At 71.3% G+C, this 19,392-nt stretch carries 20 protein-coding genes; 4 read left to right on the forward strand and 16 right to left on the reverse strand.

Annotated elements, in window-relative coordinates:
* Positions 1-24 precede the first annotated feature (24 nt).
* Positions 25-678: a tRNA (adenosine(37)-N6)-threonylcarbamoyltransferase complex dimerization subunit type 1 TsaB gene (gene tsaB, locus ACZ561_RS16625; protein WP_470995154.1), complete on the reverse strand. Its 654-nt coding sequence runs from the start codon at positions 676-678 to the stop codon at positions 25-27.
* A gap of 126 nt (positions 679-804) precedes the next feature.
* On the opposite strand from tsaB, the gene ACZ561_RS16630 reads away from it, so the two are divergent.
* Positions 805-1,344, forward strand: a complete 540-nt coding sequence (locus ACZ561_RS16630) for a hypothetical protein (protein WP_470995890.1) — start codon at positions 805-807, stop codon at positions 1,342-1,344.
* 54 nt (positions 1,345-1,398) lie between these two features.
* Here ACZ561_RS16630 and ACZ561_RS16635 read toward each other — a convergent pair whose 3' ends face one another.
* The 9 genes from ACZ561_RS16635 to ACZ561_RS16675 form a co-directional block, all read right to left on the reverse strand.
* Positions 1,399-1,584 (reverse strand): hypothetical protein, encoded by a 186-nt coding sequence (locus ACZ561_RS16635; RefSeq protein ID WP_470995157.1) that lies wholly within the window; start codon positions 1,582-1,584, stop codon positions 1,399-1,401.
* Between the two features lie 110 nt (positions 1,585-1,694).
* On the reverse strand, positions 1,695-2,201 hold the full coding sequence (tsaE, locus tag ACZ561_RS16640) for a tRNA (adenosine(37)-N6)-threonylcarbamoyltransferase complex ATPase subunit type 1 TsaE (protein WP_470995893.1): 507 nt from the start codon (positions 2,199-2,201) through the stop codon (positions 1,695-1,697).
* 19 nt (positions 2,202-2,220) lie between these two features.
* A complete protein-coding gene (locus ACZ561_RS16645) occupies positions 2,221-3,393 on the reverse strand; it encodes an alpha/beta fold hydrolase (protein WP_470995160.1) in 1,173 nt (390 codons plus the stop codon).
* Positions 3,394-3,425: 32 nt separating this feature from the next.
* Positions 3,426-4,574 (reverse strand): alanine racemase, encoded by a 1,149-nt coding sequence (gene alr / locus ACZ561_RS16650; protein ID WP_470995163.1) that lies wholly within the window; start codon positions 4,572-4,574, stop codon positions 3,426-3,428.
* 244 nt (positions 4,575-4,818) lie between these two features.
* Positions 4,819-6,246 carry an NAD(P)H-hydrate dehydratase gene (locus ACZ561_RS16655; RefSeq protein ID WP_470995165.1) on the reverse strand — a complete coding sequence of 476 codons (1,428 nt, stop codon included), beginning with the start codon at positions 6,244-6,246 and terminating at the stop codon, positions 4,819-4,821.
* Positions 6,247-6,459: 213 nt separating this feature from the next.
* Positions 6,460-6,828: a holo-ACP synthase gene (locus ACZ561_RS16660; protein ID WP_376436494.1), complete on the reverse strand. Its 369-nt coding sequence runs from the start codon at positions 6,826-6,828 to the stop codon at positions 6,460-6,462.
* 4 nt (positions 6,829-6,832) lie between these two features.
* Entirely contained in the window at positions 6,833-8,680 is a 1,848-nt protein-coding gene (glmS, locus tag ACZ561_RS16665) for a glutamine--fructose-6-phosphate transaminase (isomerizing) (RefSeq protein WP_470995168.1), read from the reverse strand.
* A gap of 39 nt (positions 8,681-8,719) precedes the next feature.
* Entirely contained in the window at positions 8,720-9,418 is a 699-nt protein-coding gene (locus tag ACZ561_RS16670; RefSeq protein WP_470995171.1) for a hypothetical protein, read from the reverse strand.
* A gap of 133 nt (positions 9,419-9,551) precedes the next feature.
* On the reverse strand, positions 9,552-10,307 hold the full coding sequence (locus ACZ561_RS16675) for a hypothetical protein (protein WP_470995174.1): 756 nt from the start codon (positions 10,305-10,307) through the stop codon (positions 9,552-9,554).
* A gap of 171 nt (positions 10,308-10,478) precedes the next feature.
* On the opposite strand from ACZ561_RS16675, the gene coaA reads away from it, so the two are divergent.
* Positions 10,479-11,480 carry a type I pantothenate kinase gene (coaA, locus tag ACZ561_RS16680; RefSeq protein WP_470995177.1) on the forward strand — a complete coding sequence of 334 codons (1,002 nt, stop codon included), beginning with the start codon at positions 10,479-10,481 and terminating at the stop codon, positions 11,478-11,480.
* 18 nt (positions 11,481-11,498) lie between these two features.
* Complete coding sequence (locus ACZ561_RS16685; protein ID WP_470995180.1) at positions 11,499-12,458, forward strand: DUF389 domain-containing protein; 960 nt, start codon at positions 11,499-11,501, stop codon at positions 12,456-12,458.
* 107 nt (positions 12,459-12,565) lie between these two features.
* On the opposite strand, the gene glmM is transcribed toward ACZ561_RS16685, so the two are convergent.
* The 4 genes from glmM to ACZ561_RS16705 form a co-directional block, all read right to left on the reverse strand.
* Positions 12,566-13,924: a phosphoglucosamine mutase gene (gene glmM / locus ACZ561_RS16690; RefSeq protein ID WP_470995183.1), complete on the reverse strand. Its 1,359-nt coding sequence runs from the start codon at positions 13,922-13,924 to the stop codon at positions 12,566-12,568.
* 163 nt (positions 13,925-14,087) lie between these two features.
* On the reverse strand, positions 14,088-14,606 hold the full coding sequence (rpsI, locus tag ACZ561_RS16695) for a 30S ribosomal protein S9 (protein ID WP_315891611.1): 519 nt from the start codon (positions 14,604-14,606) through the stop codon (positions 14,088-14,090).
* A gap of 44 nt (positions 14,607-14,650) precedes the next feature.
* Positions 14,651-15,094 (reverse strand): 50S ribosomal protein L13, encoded by a 444-nt coding sequence (gene rplM / locus ACZ561_RS16700; RefSeq protein ID WP_055641831.1) that lies wholly within the window; start codon positions 15,092-15,094, stop codon positions 14,651-14,653.
* A 226-nt stretch (positions 15,095-15,320) separates the two neighbouring features.
* Positions 15,321-16,952 (reverse strand): ABC-F family ATP-binding cassette domain-containing protein, encoded by a 1,632-nt coding sequence (locus tag ACZ561_RS16705; protein ID WP_470995896.1) that lies wholly within the window; start codon positions 16,950-16,952, stop codon positions 15,321-15,323.
* A gap of 47 nt (positions 16,953-16,999) precedes the next feature.
* Here ACZ561_RS16705 and ACZ561_RS16710 point away from each other — a divergent pair, with 47 nt between their 5' ends.
* Complete coding sequence (locus ACZ561_RS16710) at positions 17,000-17,920, forward strand: hypothetical protein (protein ID WP_470995188.1); 921 nt, start codon at positions 17,000-17,002, stop codon at positions 17,918-17,920.
* On the opposite strand, the gene truA is transcribed toward ACZ561_RS16710, so the two are convergent.
* A complete protein-coding gene (truA, locus tag ACZ561_RS16715) occupies positions 17,891-18,748 on the reverse strand; it encodes a tRNA pseudouridine(38-40) synthase TruA (RefSeq protein ID WP_470995191.1) in 858 nt (285 codons plus the stop codon). The two genes, ACZ561_RS16710 and truA, sit on opposite strands and share 30 nt — an antisense overlap.
* A gap of 80 nt (positions 18,749-18,828) precedes the next feature.
* Positions 18,829-19,311, reverse strand: coding sequence for a 50S ribosomal protein L17 (rplQ, locus tag ACZ561_RS16720; RefSeq protein ID WP_361859328.1), 483 nt, complete (start codon positions 19,309-19,311; stop codon positions 18,829-18,831).
* Positions 19,312-19,392: the final 81 nt, after the last annotated feature.

Genomic DNA, 19,392 nt, shown 5'->3' on the forward strand with positions numbered 1-19,392 from the left:
GCAGCGTCGCGGACGTCACGGCGGTCACTTGGGAGTGACCACCTTGTAGTTCTTCGGCACCTGGGCGTCGGGGCGGCGCAGGTACATCGGCAGCGGGTCGAGGAAGTCGGCGCCCGCCGCGAGCCGTTCCGCCGCCAGGGCCGCCAGGGCGCCCGCCGACTGATGCTCGGGGTCGCGGGCGTCCGGGAAGACCTCGGGGTAGAGGCGCGCGCCGGCGCCGACGACCGGAAGTCCGGCGACCTGTTCGGCGATCTCGGCCGGCCGGTCGACGGCCGCGTCGGTCACGCGTGTACGGGAGTTCTCGTAGCGCGCCCAGTAGACCTCCTTGCGGCGCGCGTCCGTCGCGACGACGAACGGCTCCTCGATCCCGGAGGCGTACGCGAGCCCGTCCAGCGTGCACAGGCCGTGCACGGGCACGCCGAGCGCGGAGGAGAAGGTCGCGGCGGTGACCAGACCGACCCGCAGTCCGGTGTACGGCCCCGGTCCGACGCCGACCACCAGGCCGGTGACCGCGTCGAGCTTCAGTCCGGCCTCCTTGAGGACCCGGTCGACGGCGGGCAGCAGCAGCTCCCCGTGGCGGCGGGCGTCGACCTGCCGCGACTCGGCGACGACGGATTCGCCGTCGTGGAGGGCGACGGTGACGGCGGGCGTGGCGGTATCCATGGCGAGCAAGAGCACGCAAACAGCCTACGGCTCCCGGGAGCCGGGCACGGCGCCCCGTCCCACCCGCCCGTGGCTGCTACCGTCACCATCGATACATACGTACGGGAGGTTGGCACGGTGGCAAGGAGCAGCTCGGGATTCGTGGCCGGGCTCACCGCGGCGGCGGTCGCCGCAGTCGCCTTCCTCGCCTACCAGGCGTCGGCGAACGCGCCCGCGGATGTCTCGGCCAAGCCGAGGATCCCGGCGTCGGCCCCTTCCTCCGCCCCGACCGGCGGCCCCCGGAAGCCCGCCAAGGACCCTCTCGCCGTGCCGGCGAACTCGGGCAGCGGTGCGCGCGTCGTGTACGCGCTGACCGAGCGCCGTGTGTGGCTGGTGGACGCGAAGGGCCAGGCCACGCACTCCTTCTCGGTGATGCCGAGCACGGTGAACCCGGTCCCGGGGTCCTACGCGGTGACCTCGCGCTCGGGTGCGGTGACGGGCTCGGACGGGGTGCAGATCGAGCACGTGGTGCGGTTCGCGACCGTGGAGGACGTGTCGGTCGGCTTCAGCGCGGCGGTCGACGGCTCGCTCCCGACTCCGGACCCTGAGCGGAAGACCGGCGGCATCCGGATGAAGCGTGCGGACGGCGACGCGATGTGGACGTTCGCTGCGATCGGCGCGAAGGTCGTCGTCGTCGCCTAGCGAGGGCCGCCGCGTCGCCCGGACGGGTCACGCGGCCACCCGGCCTTGACGTGCTTACGCGGCCTCGCGGCGGACGGTGTGCTCCCGCTCCTCGTCCCGCTCGGTGACGTAGGAGCCGCTGCCCGCTTCCTGTTCCGTCTCGCGCGGGGGTGTCGACACCGCACTCGCCGCGGCGCAGGAGGCCAGCAGCTCACTCATCGAGATGCGCTCTCCCGCGCGCTCGCGCTCTGGCGTCGCCATGCATGCCTCCCGTAGGTTAGGTACACCTAACCAGCTCGTGCATCCATGTCACCACGGCTCGTACGACCGACGCAACATCTTGCCGACACCTTGTCGGAACCTACGTACGTTCAGCTCAGCGCGAGGTTCTCGTCCGCCCACCGCCGGCCGATCCCGCGCAGCACGACGGTGCGCCGGTCGTCGTCCGTGTCGCCGACGACCCGGTGGATCAGTACATGCAGCCGGTCGTCCGTCAGCTCCTCGACCTTGCCGTCGCCCCACTCCACGACCACCACGGAATCGGGCAGCGAGACGTCGAGGTCGAGGTCCTCCATCTCGTCGAGACCGCCGCCGAGGCGGTACGCGTCGACGTGGACGAGGGCGGGTCCGCCGACCAGGGACGGGTGGACGCGGGCGATGACGAAGGTCGGGGAGGTGACGGCGCCCCGCACGCCGAGTCCCTCTCCCAGGCCGCGGGTCAGTGTCGTCTTCCCGGCGCCGAGCTCACCGGTGAGCATGACGAGGTCGCCGGGGCGGAGCAGCTTGGCCAGGCGACGGCCGATCTCCTGCATCTCCTCAGGGGAGTCGATGTCGAGGGTGGCGGCGGAGTGCGGTTCAGCGGAGTGCTGTTCTTCCATACGAGCCATACCTGCCAACCTAACTGCTCCCGGAACCCGCCTTCGCCGCCTTCACGGGCACCGCGCCGACCTTCGCCAGGAGGTCGGCGAGCCGGTCCGTCACCGCCTCGGGGTGCTCCAGCATCACCAGATGGCCGCCGTCGTCCACGATGACCAGCTCCGCCTCCGGCAGCAGGTCGGCGATGGCCTCGGTGTGCGCGCTGGGGGTGACCAGATCACGGTCCCCCGCGAGGGCGAGCACCGGGATCTCGCGGAAGACCTCCAGGGCCGCCGCCTTGTCGTGTTCGGCGAAGGCCGGGTAGAACTCCGCGACCACGTCGATCGGTGTCGCCTCGATCATCCGCTCGGCGAACCGGGCGATCGCCGGATCGACGTCCCGGGACGAGAAGGAGTACTTCTTGATCAGCCCGGCGAACAGGTCGGCGGTGGCCCGGCGGCCCCGCTCGACGAGCTCCGCCTGCGCGCCGAGCGCCTTCAGCACGCCGGGCAGGACGCGCCGCACCGCGTTGACGCCGGCCGACGGCAGCCCGTAGTTGACCTCGCCGAGCCGGCCCGCCGAGGTGCCCACGAAGGCCACGCCGACGACCCGGTCACGGATCAGCTCCGGGTACCGGTCGGCGAGCGCCATGATCGTCATGCCGCCCATCGAGTGTCCGACGAGGACCAGCGGCCCCTCGGGCGCGGCCGCGTCGACGACGGCCTTGAGGTCGCGGCCGAGCTGGTCGATGGAGACGGGCACGCCGTCGGGGCCCGACTGGGCGACCCCGCGGGCCGAACGTCCGTGGCTGCGCTGGTCCCAGTACACGGTACGGACCAGGCCGCGCAGCGCCGCCCGCTGGAAGTGCCAGGAGTCCTGGCCGAGGCAGTAGCCGTGGCTGAAGACGACGGTGACGGGCGCGGGCGTCCTGCGGCCGAAGAGCCGTCGGCGCCGCGGCGCGGGCGGATCCGGCTCGACCTCGTCGATCTCGTAGTGGAGCGCGGTGCCGTCGTCGGCGAGCGCCTTGCCGGGGGCGCCGCGCAGGGAGCCGTAGGGGCCGGAGGCGTCGAGGGCGAGCCGTGCCCTCTGCCGCATTCCGCGCCCGACGGTGAGCCGCTCTATGGCGACGCCTGCCGCCGCGCCGGCGGCGATGACGCCTATCGCGGCACCGGCGAACCCGGCACGCCGCCAGTTGTCGGTGCTGGACTCGCTCACTGCCGCTCCCCTGGTCCCTGGTCGGTCGGTGCTTACTCGTTCACATAGACGCGCGGGACGCGCGCTCCGATGCGGGTGACGATCTCGTACGCGATGGTGTCGGCGGCCTCGGCCCAGTCCTGGGCGGTGGGCTCGCCCCGGTCGCCCGGCCCGAAGAGCACGGCCTCGGTGCCGGGGGCGGGCTCGTCGCCGCCGAGATCGACGACGAACTGGTCCATGGCGACCCGGCCGGCGACGGTGCGGACCTTGTCTCCGACGAGGACGGGCCCGCGGCCGGAGGCGTGGCGCGGAATGCCGTCGGCGTACCCGACGGGTACGAGACCGAGGGTGGTCTCGCGGCCGGTGACGTAGTGGTGGCCGTAGCTGACGCCATGGCCTTCGGGGACCTGCTTGACGAGCGCGACGCTCGCCTTGAGCGTCATCACGGGGCGCAGCCCGAAGTCGGCGGAGGTGCCGATCTCGGGGCTGGGCGAGACGCCGTACATGGCGATGCCGGGCCGTACGAGGTCGAAGTGGGTCTCGGGGAGCGTGAGGGTCGCCGGGGAGTTGGCGAGGTGCCGCACCTCGGGCTCGACGCCGGCCTTCTCCGCGTAGTCGAGCATCGAGCGGAAGACGTCGAGCTGGGAGGCGATGGAGGGGTGGCCGGGCTCGTCGGCGCAGGCGAGGTGCGACCAGAGGCCGGTGATCGTCACCAGCCCGTCCTTCTCGGCCTTCAGGGCCTCGCCGACGAGCTGGGGCCAGTCGGCGGGCTGGCAGCCGTTGCGGCCGAGGCCGGTGTCGGCCTTGAGCTGGATGCGCGCCTGCTTGCCCGTGTCGCGGGCCGCTTCCAGGACCTCGTCGAGGGCCCACTTTCCGCTCACGGTCATGTCGAGGCCGGCCTCGATGCCCTCGGCCCAGGGGTCGCCGGGGGTCCAGAGCCAGCACAGGATCCGTGCGTCCGTGATGCCGGCGGCGCGCAGGGCGAGCGCCTCGTGCGGGGTCGCGGTGCCGAGCCAGTCGGCGCCCGCTTCGAGGGCGGCACGGGCGCAGCGGATCGCGCCGTGTCCGTACGCGTCCGCCTTGACCACGGCCATCACCTGGACGTGGGGCGCGACGCGGGCACGCAGCGTGCGGACGTTCGCACGCAGCGCACCGAGGTCGATCTCGGCGCGGGCTCTGCGGGGCGGCGGTGTCTCAGTCATCGCGCCCAGTCTCTCAGGTGTCGGCTCCGGGACGTCCCAGGCCACTGCCGGGGAGGGGCGCCGCGCCGCGTGTCGGGAGAGCGAGGGCCCCGGTGAGTCCCGGGCCACGCGCCCCGCCACGTCCCCCGCCGAGCCGGTTACGCCATCACGTCCCGCCACGCCTCCGGCAAGCTCACCCCTGCGCGTGCCCGCCAAGGGCACGCCTACGCCATCACGTCCCGCCACGTCCCCCGCCGGGCCGGCCTTACGCCATCACGTCCCGCCACGCCTCCGGGAGGGCCGCCGCCACGTCCCCGGCCGCGATCGGCGCGCCGCCCGATGCGCGCCGGGCCGCCAGGCCGTGGAGGTAGGCGGCCACCGAGCCCGCGTCCAGGGCGCGCAGGCCCGCCGCGAGCAGGGAGCCCGCCAGGCCCGACAGGACGTCCCCGCTGCCCGCCGTCGCCAGCCACGACGTCCCGGTCGGGTTCACCCGGACGGGCCCCGAACCCTCCGCCACCAGCGTCGTCGACCCCTTCAGGAGCACGGTCGCCCCGAACCGCGCCGCCAGCTCCCGTACCGCCGACAGCCGTTCCGACTCCACCGCCTCCCGCGCGACGCCGAGCAGCGCCGCCGCCTCCCCCGCGTGCGGGGTGAGCAGCGTGGGGGCCGTACGCCCACGCACCGCGGACGCGTCCAGCTCCCGCAGCCCGTCCGCGTCCACCAGGACGGGTACGTCCGAGGCCAGGGCGTCCGCCACACCGGGCCCGTCACCGAGCCCCGGCCCGACGACCCAGGCCTGCACGCGCCCCGCCTTCGCAGGCGGCCCCGAGTGCACCAGCGTCTCCGGGAAGCGCGCGATCACCGCGTCGGCCGCCGGCCCCACGTACCGCACCGCCCCCGCGCCGCCCCGCAGCGCGCCGGCCACCGCCAGCACCGCCGCGCCGGGGTACCGCGCGGAGCCGGCGACCACGCCCACCACACCCCGCCGGTACTTGTCGCTCTCCGCGCCGGGGACGGGCAACATCCCCGCCACGTCCTCGTGTTGGAGCGCCTGGAGCTCCGGCACGGACGGCAGGAACTCCCCGAGACCGATGTCCACGAGCCGCAGCGCCCCCGCGTACTCCCGTGCCGGGTCGATCAGCAGGCCCGGCTTGTACGTCCCGAACGTCACCGTCGCGTCCGCCCGCAGCGCCTCCCCCGCGACCGCCCCCGAGTCCGCGTCCACCCCGCTCGGCAGGTCGACGGCGACCACGGCCGCGTCCGAGCCGCGCGCCGCCCGCGCGACCGGCACGGCGTCCGGCCGCAGTCCGCCGCGCCCACCGATGCCGGTGATCCCGTCGAGTACGAGATCGGCCGCGGCCAGCGCCTCGTACGGGTCCTCCGTCACCCGCCCGCCGGCCGCCAGCAGGGCCGCGAGACCGCGCTCGTGAGCCCGTGAGCCCAGCAGGACGGCCGTCACACCCGCCCCGCGGCGCACGAGCCGCGCGCCCGCGTAGAGCGCGTCGCCCCCGTTGTCCCCGCTGCCGACGAGCAGGACGACCCTCGCCCCGTACACATGACCGCGACCGAGCAGCGAGAAACAGGCGGCGGCGAGCCCCGCCGCGGCCCGTTGCATGAGCGCGTCCTCGGGCAGCCTCGCCATCAGCTCGGCCTCGGCGGCCCGTACGGTCTCCACGCGGTAAGCGGTACGCATGCCCCGCAGTCTGCCGCACGCCTCGAGCGGCGCACCTCAAGCCGCGCACACCTGAAGCCACCGCCCGGAAGTGAGGGTTGACGCCCCTTCGACCGGAACGCGGGTCTGGGCGCGCCCCGAAGAACGCGCGAACCCGACCTCCCCCGGGATGCGCGGAGCCCCGTGGTCCGGCCGCGATCGGCCGGGCCACGGGGCTCACCCACGCAACCGGTCCTACCCCTCCGCGATCACCACCGCCGAGGCCACCCCCGCGTCGTGGCTCAGCGACACGTGCCAGCGCTTCACGCCCAGCTCGGCCGCCCGCGCCGCCACCGTGCCGCTCACCCGCAGCCGCGGCTGCCCGCTGCCCTCGACGTACACCTCGGCGTCGGTCCAGTGCAGACCGGCCGGCGCGCCGAGCGCCTTGGCCAGCGCCTCCTTCGCGGCGAACCGCACGGCGAGGGAGGCGACCCCGCGCCGCTCACCGCTCGGAAGCAGCTGCTCGCGCTCCACGAAGAGGCGCTGGAGCAGCCCAGGCGTCCGTTCGATCGACGCGGCAAAGCGGTCGATCTCCGCCACGTCGATCCCCACCCCGATGATCATGCGCTCACTCCACGGTCACAGATTTCGCCAGGTTGCGCGGCTGGTCCACCTCGTTGCCGCGCGCCGTCGCCAGTTCGCAGGCGAAGACCTGCAGCGGCACGGTGGAGACCAGCGGCTGGAGCAGCGTAGGCGTTGCCGGGATGCGGATGAGATGGTCGGCGTACGGGACGACCGTCTCGTCGCCCTCCTCCGCGATCACGATCGTCCGCGCCCCGCGCGCCCGGATCTCCTGGATGTTGGAGACGATCTTGTCGTGCAGGACGGACCGACCGCGCGGCGAGGGCACGACGACCACCACCGGCAGGTCCTCCTCGATGAGCGCGATCGGCCCGTGCTTCAGCTCGCCCGCCGCGAATCCCTCGGCGTGCATGTACGCCAGTTCCTTCAGCTTCAGCGCGCCCTCCAGGGCCACCGGGTAGCCGACGTGCCGGCCGAGGAAGAGCACCGTGTTCTTGTCGGCGAGCGAACGGGCCAGCGCGCGCACCGGCTCCATCGTCTCCAGGACCCGCTCGACCTCGTCGGCGATACGGGCGAGCTCCCGCACCACGGCGTGGATCTCGTCGCCCCACTTCGTCCCGCGCACCTGGCCCAGGTACAGCGCCAGCAGGTAGCAGGCGACGAGCTGCGTCAGGAACGCCTTCGTCGACGCGACGGCGACTTCGGGCCCCGCGTGCGTGTAGAGAACGGCGTCGGACTCCCGAGGGATCGTCGACCCGTTCGTGTTGCAGACGGCGAGCACCTTGGCGCCCTGCTCGCGCGCGTGCCGCAGCGCCATCAGGGTGTCCATCGTCTCGCCGGACTGGGAGATCGCGATGACCAACGTGCGCTGGCCGAGGATCGGATCGCGGTAGCGGAACTCGCTCGCCAGCTCCACCTCGCAGGGGATCCTGGTCCAGTGCTCGATGGCGTACTTCGCGATCATTCCGGCGTGGAAGGCCGTGCCGCAGGCGATGATGACGATCTTGTCGGCCTCGCGCAGCACCGCGTCCGGGATGCGCACCTCGTCGAGCTTGAGACGCCCCTCGGCGTCGATCCGCCCGAGGAGGGTGTCGGCGACCGCCTTGGGCTGCTCGGCGATCTCCTTGAGCATGAAGTAGTCGTAGCCGCCCTTCTCGGCGGCCGAGGCGTCCCAGTCCACGTGGTACGCCCGCACGTCGGCCGGGGCGCCGCCGAAGTCGGTGACCTCGACGCCCTCCCGGGAGAGCTCGACGACCTGGTCCTGCCCCAGCTCGATCGCGGACCGGGTGTGCGCGATGAAGGCGGACACGTCGGAGGCGAGGAAGTACTCGCCCTCGCCCACGCCCACCACCAGCGGCGAGTTCCGCCGGGCGCCGACCACGACGTCCGGCTGGTCGGCGTGCACGGCGACCAGCGTGAACGCGCCGTCGAGCCGACGGCACACCAGCCGCATCGCCTCGGCGAGGTCCCCGCAGGAGGAGAACTCCTCGGCGAGCAGATGGGCCACGACCTCGGTGTCCGTCTCGGACGCGAGGTCGTGGCCGCGCTCCTCCAGCTCGGTCCTCAGGGCGGCGAAGTTCTCGATGATCCCGTTGTGGACGACGGCCACGCGCCCCGCGTTGTCGAGATGCGGGTGCGCGTTGACGTCGGTCGGTCCGCCATGGGTGGCCCAGCGGGTGTGTCCGATACCGGTGGAACCGCTCGACAGCGGCCGGTCCACCAGCTCCTTCTCCAGATTGACGAGCTTGCCCGCCTTCTTCGCCGCGGCCAGTCCCCCGTCGGACAGCACCGCGACGCCGGCCGAGTCGTAGCCCCGGTACTCGAGCCGCTTGAGGCCCGCGATCACCACATCAAGCGCCGACTGCCCGCCGACGTATCCCACGATTCCGCACATGGCGGCAGCCTACGACCGAAGGCCGCCGCACGGCCGGACTCAGCCCAGCTTGGTCGCCTGCGCGTCGATGATGACCTTCGGCTGCTCCTTGACCTCGCTGGAGACGCCGAAGATGCAGAAGGCCGCGAGCACGTTGCCCTTACGGAAGAAGACGAGCTTGGCCTGCTCGCTCTCCGTATCGGAGGAGACAGTGAGAGCGAGGGCCTCCTCACCGGCGGACACGGGCTCCGCGGCGATCTTGCCCATCCTGCTCTCCACGCCACCGCCGCTCGTGGTGAAGCCCCCCGCGCACTCCGTGCCGGCCTTCTTCAGCGAGGCGAACACGTCCTGCGCACCGTTGCCTTCGTACGAGCCGAGCATCACGCCGGTCATCGGCGCACCGAGCTCGAGAACGGCCCCTTCGGGAGTGGCCGTGGAGTTCCCCCTCGGCAGGGCGATCACCCTGCGTCGCGCGGACGCGGTGGGGTTGCCGGGCGGGATGAACGAGATGGAGTCGAAAATCGGCTTACAGATGGCCGGAGCGGTGGAGAACAGGCGGGCGGACGCGAAATCGGCAGGCCCGGCGTCCTCGACGTCGTAACCCTTGAGGTCGGCCTGCTCAACGATCAGCTTCTCCAGCTCGGCGACGGACAGCGCCTTGGTCGTAGGCGCGGCGGAGGCGGACGCCTTGGGAGCGTCCTTCCCCTTGCCCGCGCGCTCTCCCTCCGCACCACCACAGCCGGTGACAACCAGAGCCAAGGACAAGGCGGTGGCGGCGCCGGAGGAACGACGAAGGGCAAGGGATCTCACGGTTCAACTCTCATCTCTGATCGGCGGCGTCCATCGGCCAGCTCTTGGGCAGCTGCTGCCGAAGGCCGCCGCACGGCCGGACTCAGCCCAGCTTGGTCGCCTGCGCGTCGATGATGACCTTCGGCTGCTCCTTGACCTCACCGGCGAGGCTGATGGTGGTGAGAGCGGCAAGGTTGTTGCCCTTGCGGAAGACGACCAGCTTGCTGACGAACGGCTCGCCCTCCATGTCGGAGGTGACGGTGAAGGCGACGGCCTCCTCGCCGGCGGTCACGGTGTCCGGGGCGACCTTGGAGACCTTGGTCTCCTCCCCGCCGCCCTTGACCGTGAAGCCGCCCGCGCACTCGGTGCCGGCCGTCTTCACCAGGGCGAGGGCGTCCTGCGCACCGGCGCCGTCGTACGAGCCGAGGGTCACGGCGGTGACCGGGGCACCGAGCGCCCCGAGAGCGGCCTCCGTCGGATCCTGCGTCGCGTTCTTCTCCGGAATGGCGACGGCCTTGCGCTGCACGGTCGCGGCGGGGCTGCCGGGCGCGATGAAGGACATGGCGTCGGCGATCGGCTTGCAGGCGGCCTTGTCGGTGGCGACGTCACTCGACTTGACGACGTCCCCGGCCTCCGCCTTCTGCACCTTGTGCCCCTTGAGGTCGGCCTGCTCGACGACGAGCTTCTCCAGCTCGGCGGCGGACAGCGCCTTGGCCGCGGGGGCGGCGGAGGTGGCGGACGGCTTGGCGGCGTCCTTGCCCTTCTCCTCGCCCTTACCGTCCCCACCACAGGCGGTGAGCAGCAGCGCGAGAGAGGCGGCGGAAGCAACGGCGGCGGCGGTTCTCACGGACGTACGCATTCGGATGTGACCTTCTGTTCCCTTGTGCCGCCCTCATGGGCGGCTCCCCCCGCGTAAGTCCACCCCACGCGGCAACCTGCATGATCACGGTAGTGCAAGGGTCGGACAACAGGTTTTCCGCGTGACCGAGCCCACCACCCACAACCGCCCCCGACCCACGACAATGGCGGGGTGATCACTTCGCCGCCACGAAGCCCCCACCCCAAGGGGAACGGCAACGGCCAGCGCCGGGCCGAGGCCACGCCGTACGTCGACCTCACCCGGGGCGAGTGGAGCGCGCTGCGTGACAAGACGCCGCTGCCGCTCTCCGCCGACGAGGTCGAGCGGCTGCGCGGCCTCGGGGACGTCATCGACCTCGACGAGGTGCGGGACATCTATCTGCCGCTCTCCCGCCTGCTCAATCTGTACGTCCAGGCCACCAGCGGACTGCGCGGGGCGCTCAACACGTTCCTCGGGGAGCGGGCCGAGCAGCGCGGGACGCCCTTCGTCATAGGGGTCGCCGGTTCCGTCGCCGTGGGCAAGTCCACCGTGGCCCGTCTCCTCCAGGCGCTGCTCGCGCGCTGGCCGGAGCACCCGCGCGTGGAGCTCGTCACCACCGACGGCTTCCTCTATCCGATGGAGGAGCTGAAGGCGCGCGGGCTGACGTCCCGCAAGGGCTTCCCGGAGTCGTACGACCGCCGGGCGCTGACCCGGTTCGTCGCCGACATCAAGGCCGGCAAGGACGAGGTCACCGCCCCGGTCTACTCCCACCTGATCTACGACATCGTGCCCGGCGAGCAGCTCGTCGTCCGCCGTCCCGACATCCTGATCGTCGAGGGGCTCAACGTCCTCCAGCCGGCACTGCCCGGCAAGGACGGCCGTACGCGCGTCGGTCTCGCCGACTACTTCGACTTCTCGGTGTACGTCGACGCGCGGCCCGAGGACATCGAGCGGTGGTACCTCAACCGCTTCCGCAAGCTGCGCGACACGGCGTTCCAGAATCCGTACTCGTACTTCCAGCGCTACACCCAGGTCTCCGAGGAGGAGGCCCTGGACTACGCCCGCACGATGTGGCGGACCATCAACAAGGTGAACCTGCTGGAGAATGTGGCTCCGACGCGCGGCCGGGCGACTCTCGTCGTGCGCAAGGGACCGGACCACAAGGTGCAGCGTCTGAGTCTCCGTAAGCTCTGAAGCCCATAGGGTGCGGCCATGCTGCATCTGCGGATCATCACTCCTTCCGCGCGGACGGAAGAGGTTCTCCATCTGATCGACACGACCGTGGGCACCACCCATCTGGCAGTGCTCGAGGGTGCCGCCCGCGATCCCGCCGGTGACATCGTGATGTGCGACGTCGCCCGCGAGGCCGGCGACGAACTCCTGCACGGACTGCGGGAGTTGGGCATCGACAAGGTCGGTTCGGTCGCGGTCGCGCACATCGATCTCTCGCTCTCGGAGCGGGCCGAGCTGGCGGAGAAGGAGGCGCCGGGCGAGGCGGCGGACGCCGTGATCTGGGAGCAGCTCACGGACACCGCCCAGGAGGAGTCCACCCTCACGATCACCTATGCGGCCCTGATGATCGTGGCGACGATGATCGCGGCCTGCGGTGTGGTCCTGGACAACGCGATCCTGATCGTGGGGGCCATGGCGGTCGGCCCCGAGTTCGGCCCGCTCGCCGGGATCAGTACGGCCCTGGTGCGGCGCTCAGGGAGGGCCGTCTGGCGCTCGACGGTCGCCCTGGTGGTCGGCTTCGCCGCGGCGATCATCGCGACGACCCTGTTCAGCCTGGTGATGGACGGCCTCGGCCAGTTCAACGAGGGCATGCTCGACGCGGCGCGCCCGAACACGGGCTTCATCTTCCAGCCCGACCCGTTCTCGTTCGTCGTGGCGCTGCTGGCGGGCGTGGCCGGAGTGGTCTCGCTGACCTCGTCGAAGGCGGGGGTGCTGGTCGGCGTGGCGATCTCGGTGACGACCGTCCCGGCGGCCGCGAACGCCGCCGTGGCCCTCAGCTACGGCGATCTGCCCCAGATGTGGGGCTCCGCCGAGCAGTTGCTGCTCAACCTGACCGGCATCATCATCGCCGGGGTGCTCACGCTCATCGGCTGGAAACTGCTGTGGCGCACCCAGCGGGGTCGGATGACCCGACCGCCGGGTGCGCCACGGAAGCACTGAAGCCTGAGGCCATGCTCCGAGGCCCGAGGCCCGAGCTCTGAAGCCTGAGGCCCATGCTCTGGGGCCCGAGGCCCGAGGTCCGAGCCCCCAGGCCCGAACCCCCAGGTCTAGCCCAGCGCGGACTTCACCACGTCCGCCAGACGCCCGGCCACAGCCCGCGCCTGCTCGATGTCGGCGGCCTCGACCATCACGCGTACCAGCGGCTCGGTGCCCGAGGGGCGGAGCAACACACGGCCGGTGGAGCCCAGTTCGCGCTCCGCGTCGGTGACCGCCGCGGCCAGCTCGCCGGAGGTCTTCACCCGGGACTTGTCCACGTCGGGCACGTTGACGAGCACCTGCGGCAGCCGCTCCATGACGGAGGCCAGCTCCGCGAGCGACCTGCCGGTGGCGGCGACCCGCGCCGCCAGCATCAGGCCGGTCAGCGTGCCGTCGCCGGTGGTGGCGTGGTCGAGCACGATCACGTGCCCGGACTGCTCGCCGCCCAGCGCGTAGCCGTGCTCCTTCATGGACTCCAGGACGTACCGGTCGCCGACAGCCGTCTGCACCAGCTGGAGGCCCTCGCGCTCCATCGCCAGCTTGAAGCCGAGGTTGGACATCACGGTCGCGACAACGGTGTCGCCGCGCAGCGTCCCGGCCTCGCGCATGGCGAGGGCGAGCACGGCGAGGATCTGGTCGCCGTCGATCTCGTTGCCGGCCGCGTCGACGGCGAGGCAGCGGTCCGCGTCGCCGTCATGGGCGATGCCGAAGTCGGCGCCGTGCTCGACCACGGCGGCCTTGAGCAGACCGAGGTGGGTGGAGCCGCAGCCGTCGTTGATGTTGAGGCCGTCCGGCTCCGCACCGATCGTGACGACCTGGGCACCCGCGCGGGTGAACGCCTCGGGCGAGACGTGCGAGGCGGCGCCGTGCGCCTCGTCGAGGACGACCTTCAGCCCGTCGAGCCGGTTCGGCAGGACGGCGAGGAGGTGGGAGACGTACGTTTCGAAGCCCTCGTCGTAGTCACGGACCCGGCCGACGCCGGCGCCGGTCGGCCGCTCCCACGGGGCACCGGTGCGGTGCTCCTCGTAGACGGACTCGATCCGGTCCTCCAGCTCGTCGGCGAGCTTGTGACCACCGCGGGCGAAGAACTTGATGCCGTTGTCGGGCATCGCGTTGTGGCTGGCGGAGAGCATCACGCCGAGGTCGGCGCCGAGCGCTCCGGTGAGATGGGCCACAGCGGGGGTGGGCAGCACGCCGACACGCAGGACGTCCACGCCCGCGCTCGCGAGGCCCGCCACGACGGCGGCCTCCAGGAACTCTCCCGACGCACGCGGGTCACGCCCGACCACCGCGGTCGGCCGATGGCCCTCAAAGGTCCCCGCTTCGGCGAGCACATGCGCCGCGGCGACCGACAGACCGAGCGCGAGCTCCGCCGTCAGATCCGCGTTGGCAACACCGCGCACACCGTCCGTGCCGAAGAGTCGTCCCACAGCTGTCCTCCGAAACTGCTCCGAATTTGCGATCCCCTGAGCGCTAGATGCCCGTTTTCACATCAGAGCTGCCCAGAAAGGCCCAGGGGGAGGAAAAAACGTACGCCCCGGCAGCACGGGCAGTGCCGCCGGGGCGTACGTGCAAAGCAGACCGAGCAGGCGATTAACGCTTGCTGTACTGCGGGGCCTTACGGGCCTTCTTGAGACCGGCCTTCTTGCGCTCGACCGCACGGTCGTCGCGGGAGAGGAAGCCGGCCTTCTTCAGCGCCGGGCGGTTGTTCTCGACATCCGCCTCGTTCAGCGCACGGGCCACACCGAGGCGCAGGGCGCCGGCCTGACCGGAGACACCGCCACCCGCGATGCGGGCGATGACGTCGTAGCGGTTGTCGAGCTCGAGCACCTTGAAGGGCTCGTTGACTTCCTGCTGGTGCACCTTGTTCGGGAAGTAGTCCTCGAGCGTACGCCCGTTGATCTTCCACTTGCCGGTGCCCGGAACGATCCGGACGCGGGCGATGGCGTTCTTGCGACGACCCAGGCCGGCGGCCGGCTGCGGGTCACCGAAGCGCGACGCCAGGGACTCCGAGGTGTACTCGCCCTCGACGGGGACCTCGGACTCGAAGGTGGTGACCTCGGCGTAGGTCTCCTCGCCCTCGATGGGGTTCTCAACAGTGGTCTCGGCCACGATTCTCCTCAGATTTCTTTCGTTCTTAGGGGGTGTGGCCGGAACTACTGCGCGACCTGGGTGATCTCGAACGGGACCGGCTGCTGAGCAGCGTGCGGGTGGTTCTCGCCCGCGTAGACCTTCAGCTTCGAGAGCATCTGACGGCCCAGGGTGTTCTTGGGGATCATGCCCTTGATGGCCTTCTCGACGGCCTTCTCGGGGTTCTTGTCCAGCAGCTCGTCGTAACGGACGGAGCGCAGACCACCCGGGAAGCCGGAGTGGCGGTACGCCAGCTTCTGGGTCTTCTTGTTGCCGGACAGGTGGACCTTGTCAGCGTTGATGATGATGACGAAGTCGCCCATGTCCATGTGGGGCGCGTAGACGGGCTTGTGCTTGCCTCGCAGGAGGTTCGCAGCCGTCGTCGCCAGACGGCCCAGGACGATGTCCTGCGCGTCGATGATGTGCCACTGGCGAGTCACATCGCCGGGCTTGGGGCTGTACGTACGCACTTCGTAGCCTTCGCTTCTTCAGTGGATGGAGTCCAGACACACCTGAAGCGATCATGCAGCTGGGGCCTGCACTGCCGGGGCACTGCCCGTATGCGAGCCACTGGTAACTGCTCCAGGGAACCTGCGTAAGGGCCGTTCGCCTGAGAACGGCGAAGCCAATACGCATAACAAACCGCAACAGTACCCGCGCCACCCCTGACGGGTCAAAACGCCGCGAGAGACCAGGTCAGCGCGCCCGCTCGACCCGCCGCTCGTCCCACACGGGCTCGGTCGTCTCCCGCACCACTCCGTCGGACCCGAAGACGAGGAACCGGTCGAACGACTTCGCGAACCACCGGTCGTGGGTCACGGCCAGCACCGTCCCCTCGTACGACTCCAGGCCGTCCTGCAGAGCCTCCGCCGACTCCAGGTCCAGGTTGTCCGTCGGCTCGTCGAGGAGCAGCGCCGTCGTGCCCGCCAGCTCCATGAGCAGGATCTGGAACCGCGCCTGCTGCCCGCCCGAGAGCTTGTCGAACGACTGGTCGCCCTGCCGCTCCAGCTCGTACCGCCGCAGCATCGACATCGCCCCGCCCCGGTCCTTGGCGTGCTCCGTCCACAGGATGTCGACCAGCGGCCGCCCGGTCAGCTCCGGATGCGCGTGGGTCTGGGCGAAGTGCCCCGGGACCACCCGGGCGCCCAGCTTCCAGTCACCCGCGTGGGCGACCGACGGGTCCCCCGCGAGCAGCCGCAGGAAGTGTGACTTGCCCGACCCGTTCGAGCCGAGGACGCCGACCCGCTCCCCGTAGAAGATCTCCAGCGAGAAGGGCTTCATCAGCCCGGTCAGCTCGAGGTTCTCGCAGGTCACCGCCCGCACACCCGTCCGGCCGCCACGCAGTCGCATCCTGATGTCCTGCTCGCGCGGCGGCTCCGGCGGCGGTCCCGCCTCCTCGAACTTCCGCAGCCGGGTCTGCGCGGCCGCGTACCGCGAGGCCATGTCGTGGCTGACCGCGGCCGCCTGCCGCAGGTTGACCACGAGCTTCTTCAGCTGGGCGTGCTTCTCCTCCCAGCGCCGCTTCAGCTCCTCGAAGCGGGCGAAGCGCTCCCGCCGCGCCTCGTGGAAGGTCTCGAAGCCGCCGCCGTGCACCCAGACGTCCGAACCGGCAGGGCCCGGCTCCACCGCGATGATCTTCTGCGCGGCCCGGGCGAGCAGCTCCCGGTCGTGGGAGATGAAGAGCACGGTCTTACGGGTCTCCCGCAGCTGCTCCTCCAGCCACCGCTTGCCGGGGACGTCCAGATAGTTGTCCGGCTCGTCGAGCAGGAGCACCTCGTCGGTGCCGCGCAGCAGCGACTCCAGGACCAGGCGCTTCTGCTCGCCGCCACTGAGCGTGCGTACCTCGCGGAACTGCGCCTTCTCGTACGGCACACCCAGCGCCGCCATCGTGCACATGTCCCAGACGGTCTCGGCCTCGTACCCCTGGACCTCGGCCCAGTCGCTGAGGGCCTGCGCGTACGCCATCTGCGCGGCCTCGTCGTCGACCGTCATGATCAGGTGCTCGGCGGCGTCGACCGCCTTCGCCGCCTCGCGGATACGGGGCTGGGCGACAGAGACCAGCAGGTCACGGACCGTGCGCTCGTCCCTCACCGAGCCGACGAACTGGGGCATCACGCCGAGCCCGCCGCTCACGGTGACCGCGCCGGCGTGCGGCTGGAGCTCCCCGGAGATCATCCGGAGCAGCGTGGTCTTCCCGGCGCCGTTGGCCCCGACCAGGGCGACCACCGCGCCCTCCCCCACCCGGAAGGAGGCGTCCGCGAGCAGGACCCTCCCGTCGGGAAGGTAGTACTCCAGATGCGCGGCCTCGACATGTCCCATGAGGGGCATTGTCGCCGCCGGCACCGCTGTCTCCCAACCGGTTTAGGATGCGCGGCATGAGCTTTGGGGGACCGCAGTGGCCACAGGAGCCACAGCAGCAGGGACAGCAGCAGCCGTTCGGACAGCAGCCCAACCCGTTTCCGGGGGCACAGGACCCGTTTCCTGGGGCGCAGGCGCCGGAGACACCGGACTGGGGCGCCCTCGCCGACGCCTCCGCGGGCGCCCGGCGGCGTAAGCGCTGGCTGATGATCGGCGGTGGCGCGCTCGCCACCGTCGCGGTCGGCGCGATCGTCGCCACAGCGGTCGTGAGCGGCAACGACACCCCCACGACGGGCAAGAACGGCACGGTGGCCCCCACCGACTCGGCCACGGCCGGCGGCAGCCCGACGCCCGCCCCGACGTTCTCCTCCGTGGCTCCGCCGCCCCCGCCCAACCCCAAGGACTTCATCTCGAACGAGAAGAAGGACAAGGCCCCGCTGAGCGCCGAGGGCCTCTTCCCGGGCAAGAAGCTGACGATGAGCGGCCGCGCGTACAGCAAGGGCGCGACCTCGTCGACGACGAACTGCGCGAGCGTTGCGCAGGGTGCTCTCGGCTCGGTCCTGAAGAAGAACGGCTGCGACCGTGTGATTCGCGCCACCTATGTGAAGGACGGGGTCGCGATCACCGTCGGCGTGGCCGTGTTCTCCACCGAGGCCGAGGCGCTGAAGGCGAAGAACCAGGCCAGCGGCGGCATCGCCCCACTGGCCGGCTCGGGTGTGAAGGAGTTCTGCCGCGCGACGGTCTGTCTGCGCCGGGCGAACTCGATCGGCCGGTACGCGTACTTCACCCAGGCCGGGTTCACCAACGGCAAGAAGGTCACCACGGGCGACAAGGCGATCTTCCAGGCCAGTGACGACCTGGGCACCTTCACCTTCAACCAGATCTACGCACGGGGCCGCTCCCAGGCGTCAGCAGCAGCTGGCGCTCCCGGGGAGTGACCGCTTGTTCCTGGCCTCCCGGTTCCGGGCGGCCAGGAGCTCGTCGGCCGGGTAGCCGACCTCCTCGAGGGTGAGCCCGTGCGGGCGTACGACGTGCACGGCCGAGTCCCGGACACCCGCGGCGAGGACCTTCCCCGGCCAGTCGACCGGGCGGTGTCCGTCCCCGACGAAGAGCAGGGCGCCGACGAGCGAGCGGACCATGTTGTGGCAGAAGGCGTCCGCCTTGACGGTCGCCTCGAGGATGCCGCCGGGCCGCCGCTCCCACCGCAGCTCCTGGAGCGTACGGATGGTGGTGGCGCCCTCGCGCTTCTTGCAGTAGGCGGCGAAGTCGTGCTCGCCGACGAGCCGCTCGGCGGCGGCGTTCATGGCGTCCATGTCGAGGGCCCAGTCGTGCCACAGGACGTGGCCGCGCAGCAGCGGGTCGACGCCGCCGGGGTTGTCGGTGACGCGGTAGGCGTAGCGGCGCCAGATGGCCGAGAACCGCGCGTTGAAGCCGCTGGGGGCTTCCGTCAGGCGCCAGACCCGCACATCGTGCGCGAGCCGTCCCGCGAGCCGCCTGAGCAGCTTGTCCTGGTGCTCGGCCCACAGCTCGACGGGCAGGTCGACGTGGGCGACCTGGCCGCGGGCATGCACACCGGCGTCGGTGCGTCCGGCGACGGTCAGCTCGTACGTCTCCTTGGACCGCGTCACGGTCTTCAGGGCGTCCTCGATGTCGCCCTGGACGGTCCGCTGTCCGTGGGCCTGCTTGGCCCAGCCGGAGAAGTCCTTCCCGTCGTAGGAAAGGTCGAGCCGGATCCGTACGAAACCGGGCTGCACGTCGTCGCTCACGCGATTCATCCTCTCAACATCACGGAAGCGGGCCCGTACCCCTGGGGGTACGGGCCCGCACACGAGATTCGTCGGAACGCTTACGCGTCCTTCGACTCCTCGGCGGCGTCCTCGACCTTGGTCTCCTCGACCTTGGCCTCGTCAGCCTCCTTGACGGCGCGCTTGGCGGCGGCCTCGGCCTCGGCGACGGTCGCCTTCTTGGCGATCTCGCCCTCGACCAGCTCGATCACGGCCATCGGGGCGTTGTCGCCACGACGGTTGCCGATCTTGGTGATACGGGTGTAGCCACCCGGGCGCTCGGAGTAGCGCGGGGCGATCTCGGTGAAGAGCGTGTGGACGACGCCCTTGTCCGTGATCGTCTGCAGCACCAGGCGACGGTTGTGGATGTCGCCCTTCTTCGCCTTGGTGATCAGGCGCTCGGCGACCGGACGCAGGCGGCGGGCCTTGGCCTCGGTCGTGGTGATGCGGCCGTGCTCGAAGAGGGACTTCGCCAGGTTGGCGAGCAGCAGACGCTCGTGAGCGGCGCTGCCACCGAGGCGGGCACCCTTGGCGGGACGCGGCATGGTGTTTCTCCTTGTGATCTGCACCGGCCGTATGAGGTACCGATGTCAGTGTCCGAGCGGGCGGTCGCCCGTCGGAGATCC

The organism is Streptomyces sp. NPDC039609, assembly GCF_055596705.1.

Excerpts from the sequence above, each read along its gene's own strand:
- tsaE (WP_470995893.1), bottom strand. The coding sequence starts at position 2,201 with ATGGAAGAACAGCACTCCGCTGAACCGCACTCCGCCGCCACCCTCGAC.
- ACZ561_RS16660 (WP_376436494.1), bottom strand. The coding sequence starts at position 6,828 with ATGATCATCGGGGTGGGGATCGACGTGGCGGAGATCGACCGCTTTGCC.
- glmS (WP_470995168.1), bottom strand. The coding sequence starts at position 8,680 with ATGTGCGGAATCGTGGGATACGTCGGCGGGCAGTCGGCGCTTGATGTG.
- ACZ561_RS16685 (WP_470995180.1), top strand. The coding sequence starts at position 11,499 with ATGCTGCATCTGCGGATCATCACTCCTTCCGCGCGGACGGAAGAGGTT.
- rplQ (WP_361859328.1), bottom strand. The coding sequence starts at position 19,311 with ATGCCGCGTCCCGCCAAGGGTGCCCGCCTCGGTGGCAGCGCCGCTCAC.
- ACZ561_RS16675 (WP_470995174.1), bottom strand. The coding sequence starts at position 10,307 with ATGCGTACGTCCGTGAGAACCGCCGCCGCCGTTGCTTCCGCCGCCTCT.
- alr (WP_470995163.1), bottom strand. The coding sequence starts at position 4,574 with ATGACTGAGACACCGCCGCCCCGCAGAGCCCGCGCCGAGATCGACCTC.
- ACZ561_RS16710 (WP_470995188.1), top strand. The coding sequence starts at position 17,000 with ATGAGCTTTGGGGGACCGCAGTGGCCACAGGAGCCACAGCAGCAGGGA.
- ACZ561_RS16705 (WP_470995896.1), bottom strand. The coding sequence starts at position 16,952 with ATGCCCCTCATGGGACATGTCGAGGCCGCGCATCTGGAGTACTACCTT.
- ACZ561_RS16655 (WP_470995165.1), bottom strand. The coding sequence starts at position 6,246 with ATGCGTACCGCTTACCGCGTGGAGACCGTACGGGCCGCCGAGGCCGAG.
- ACZ561_RS16635 (WP_470995157.1), bottom strand. The coding sequence starts at position 1,584 with ATGGCGACGCCAGAGCGCGAGCGCGCGGGAGAGCGCATCTCGATGAGT.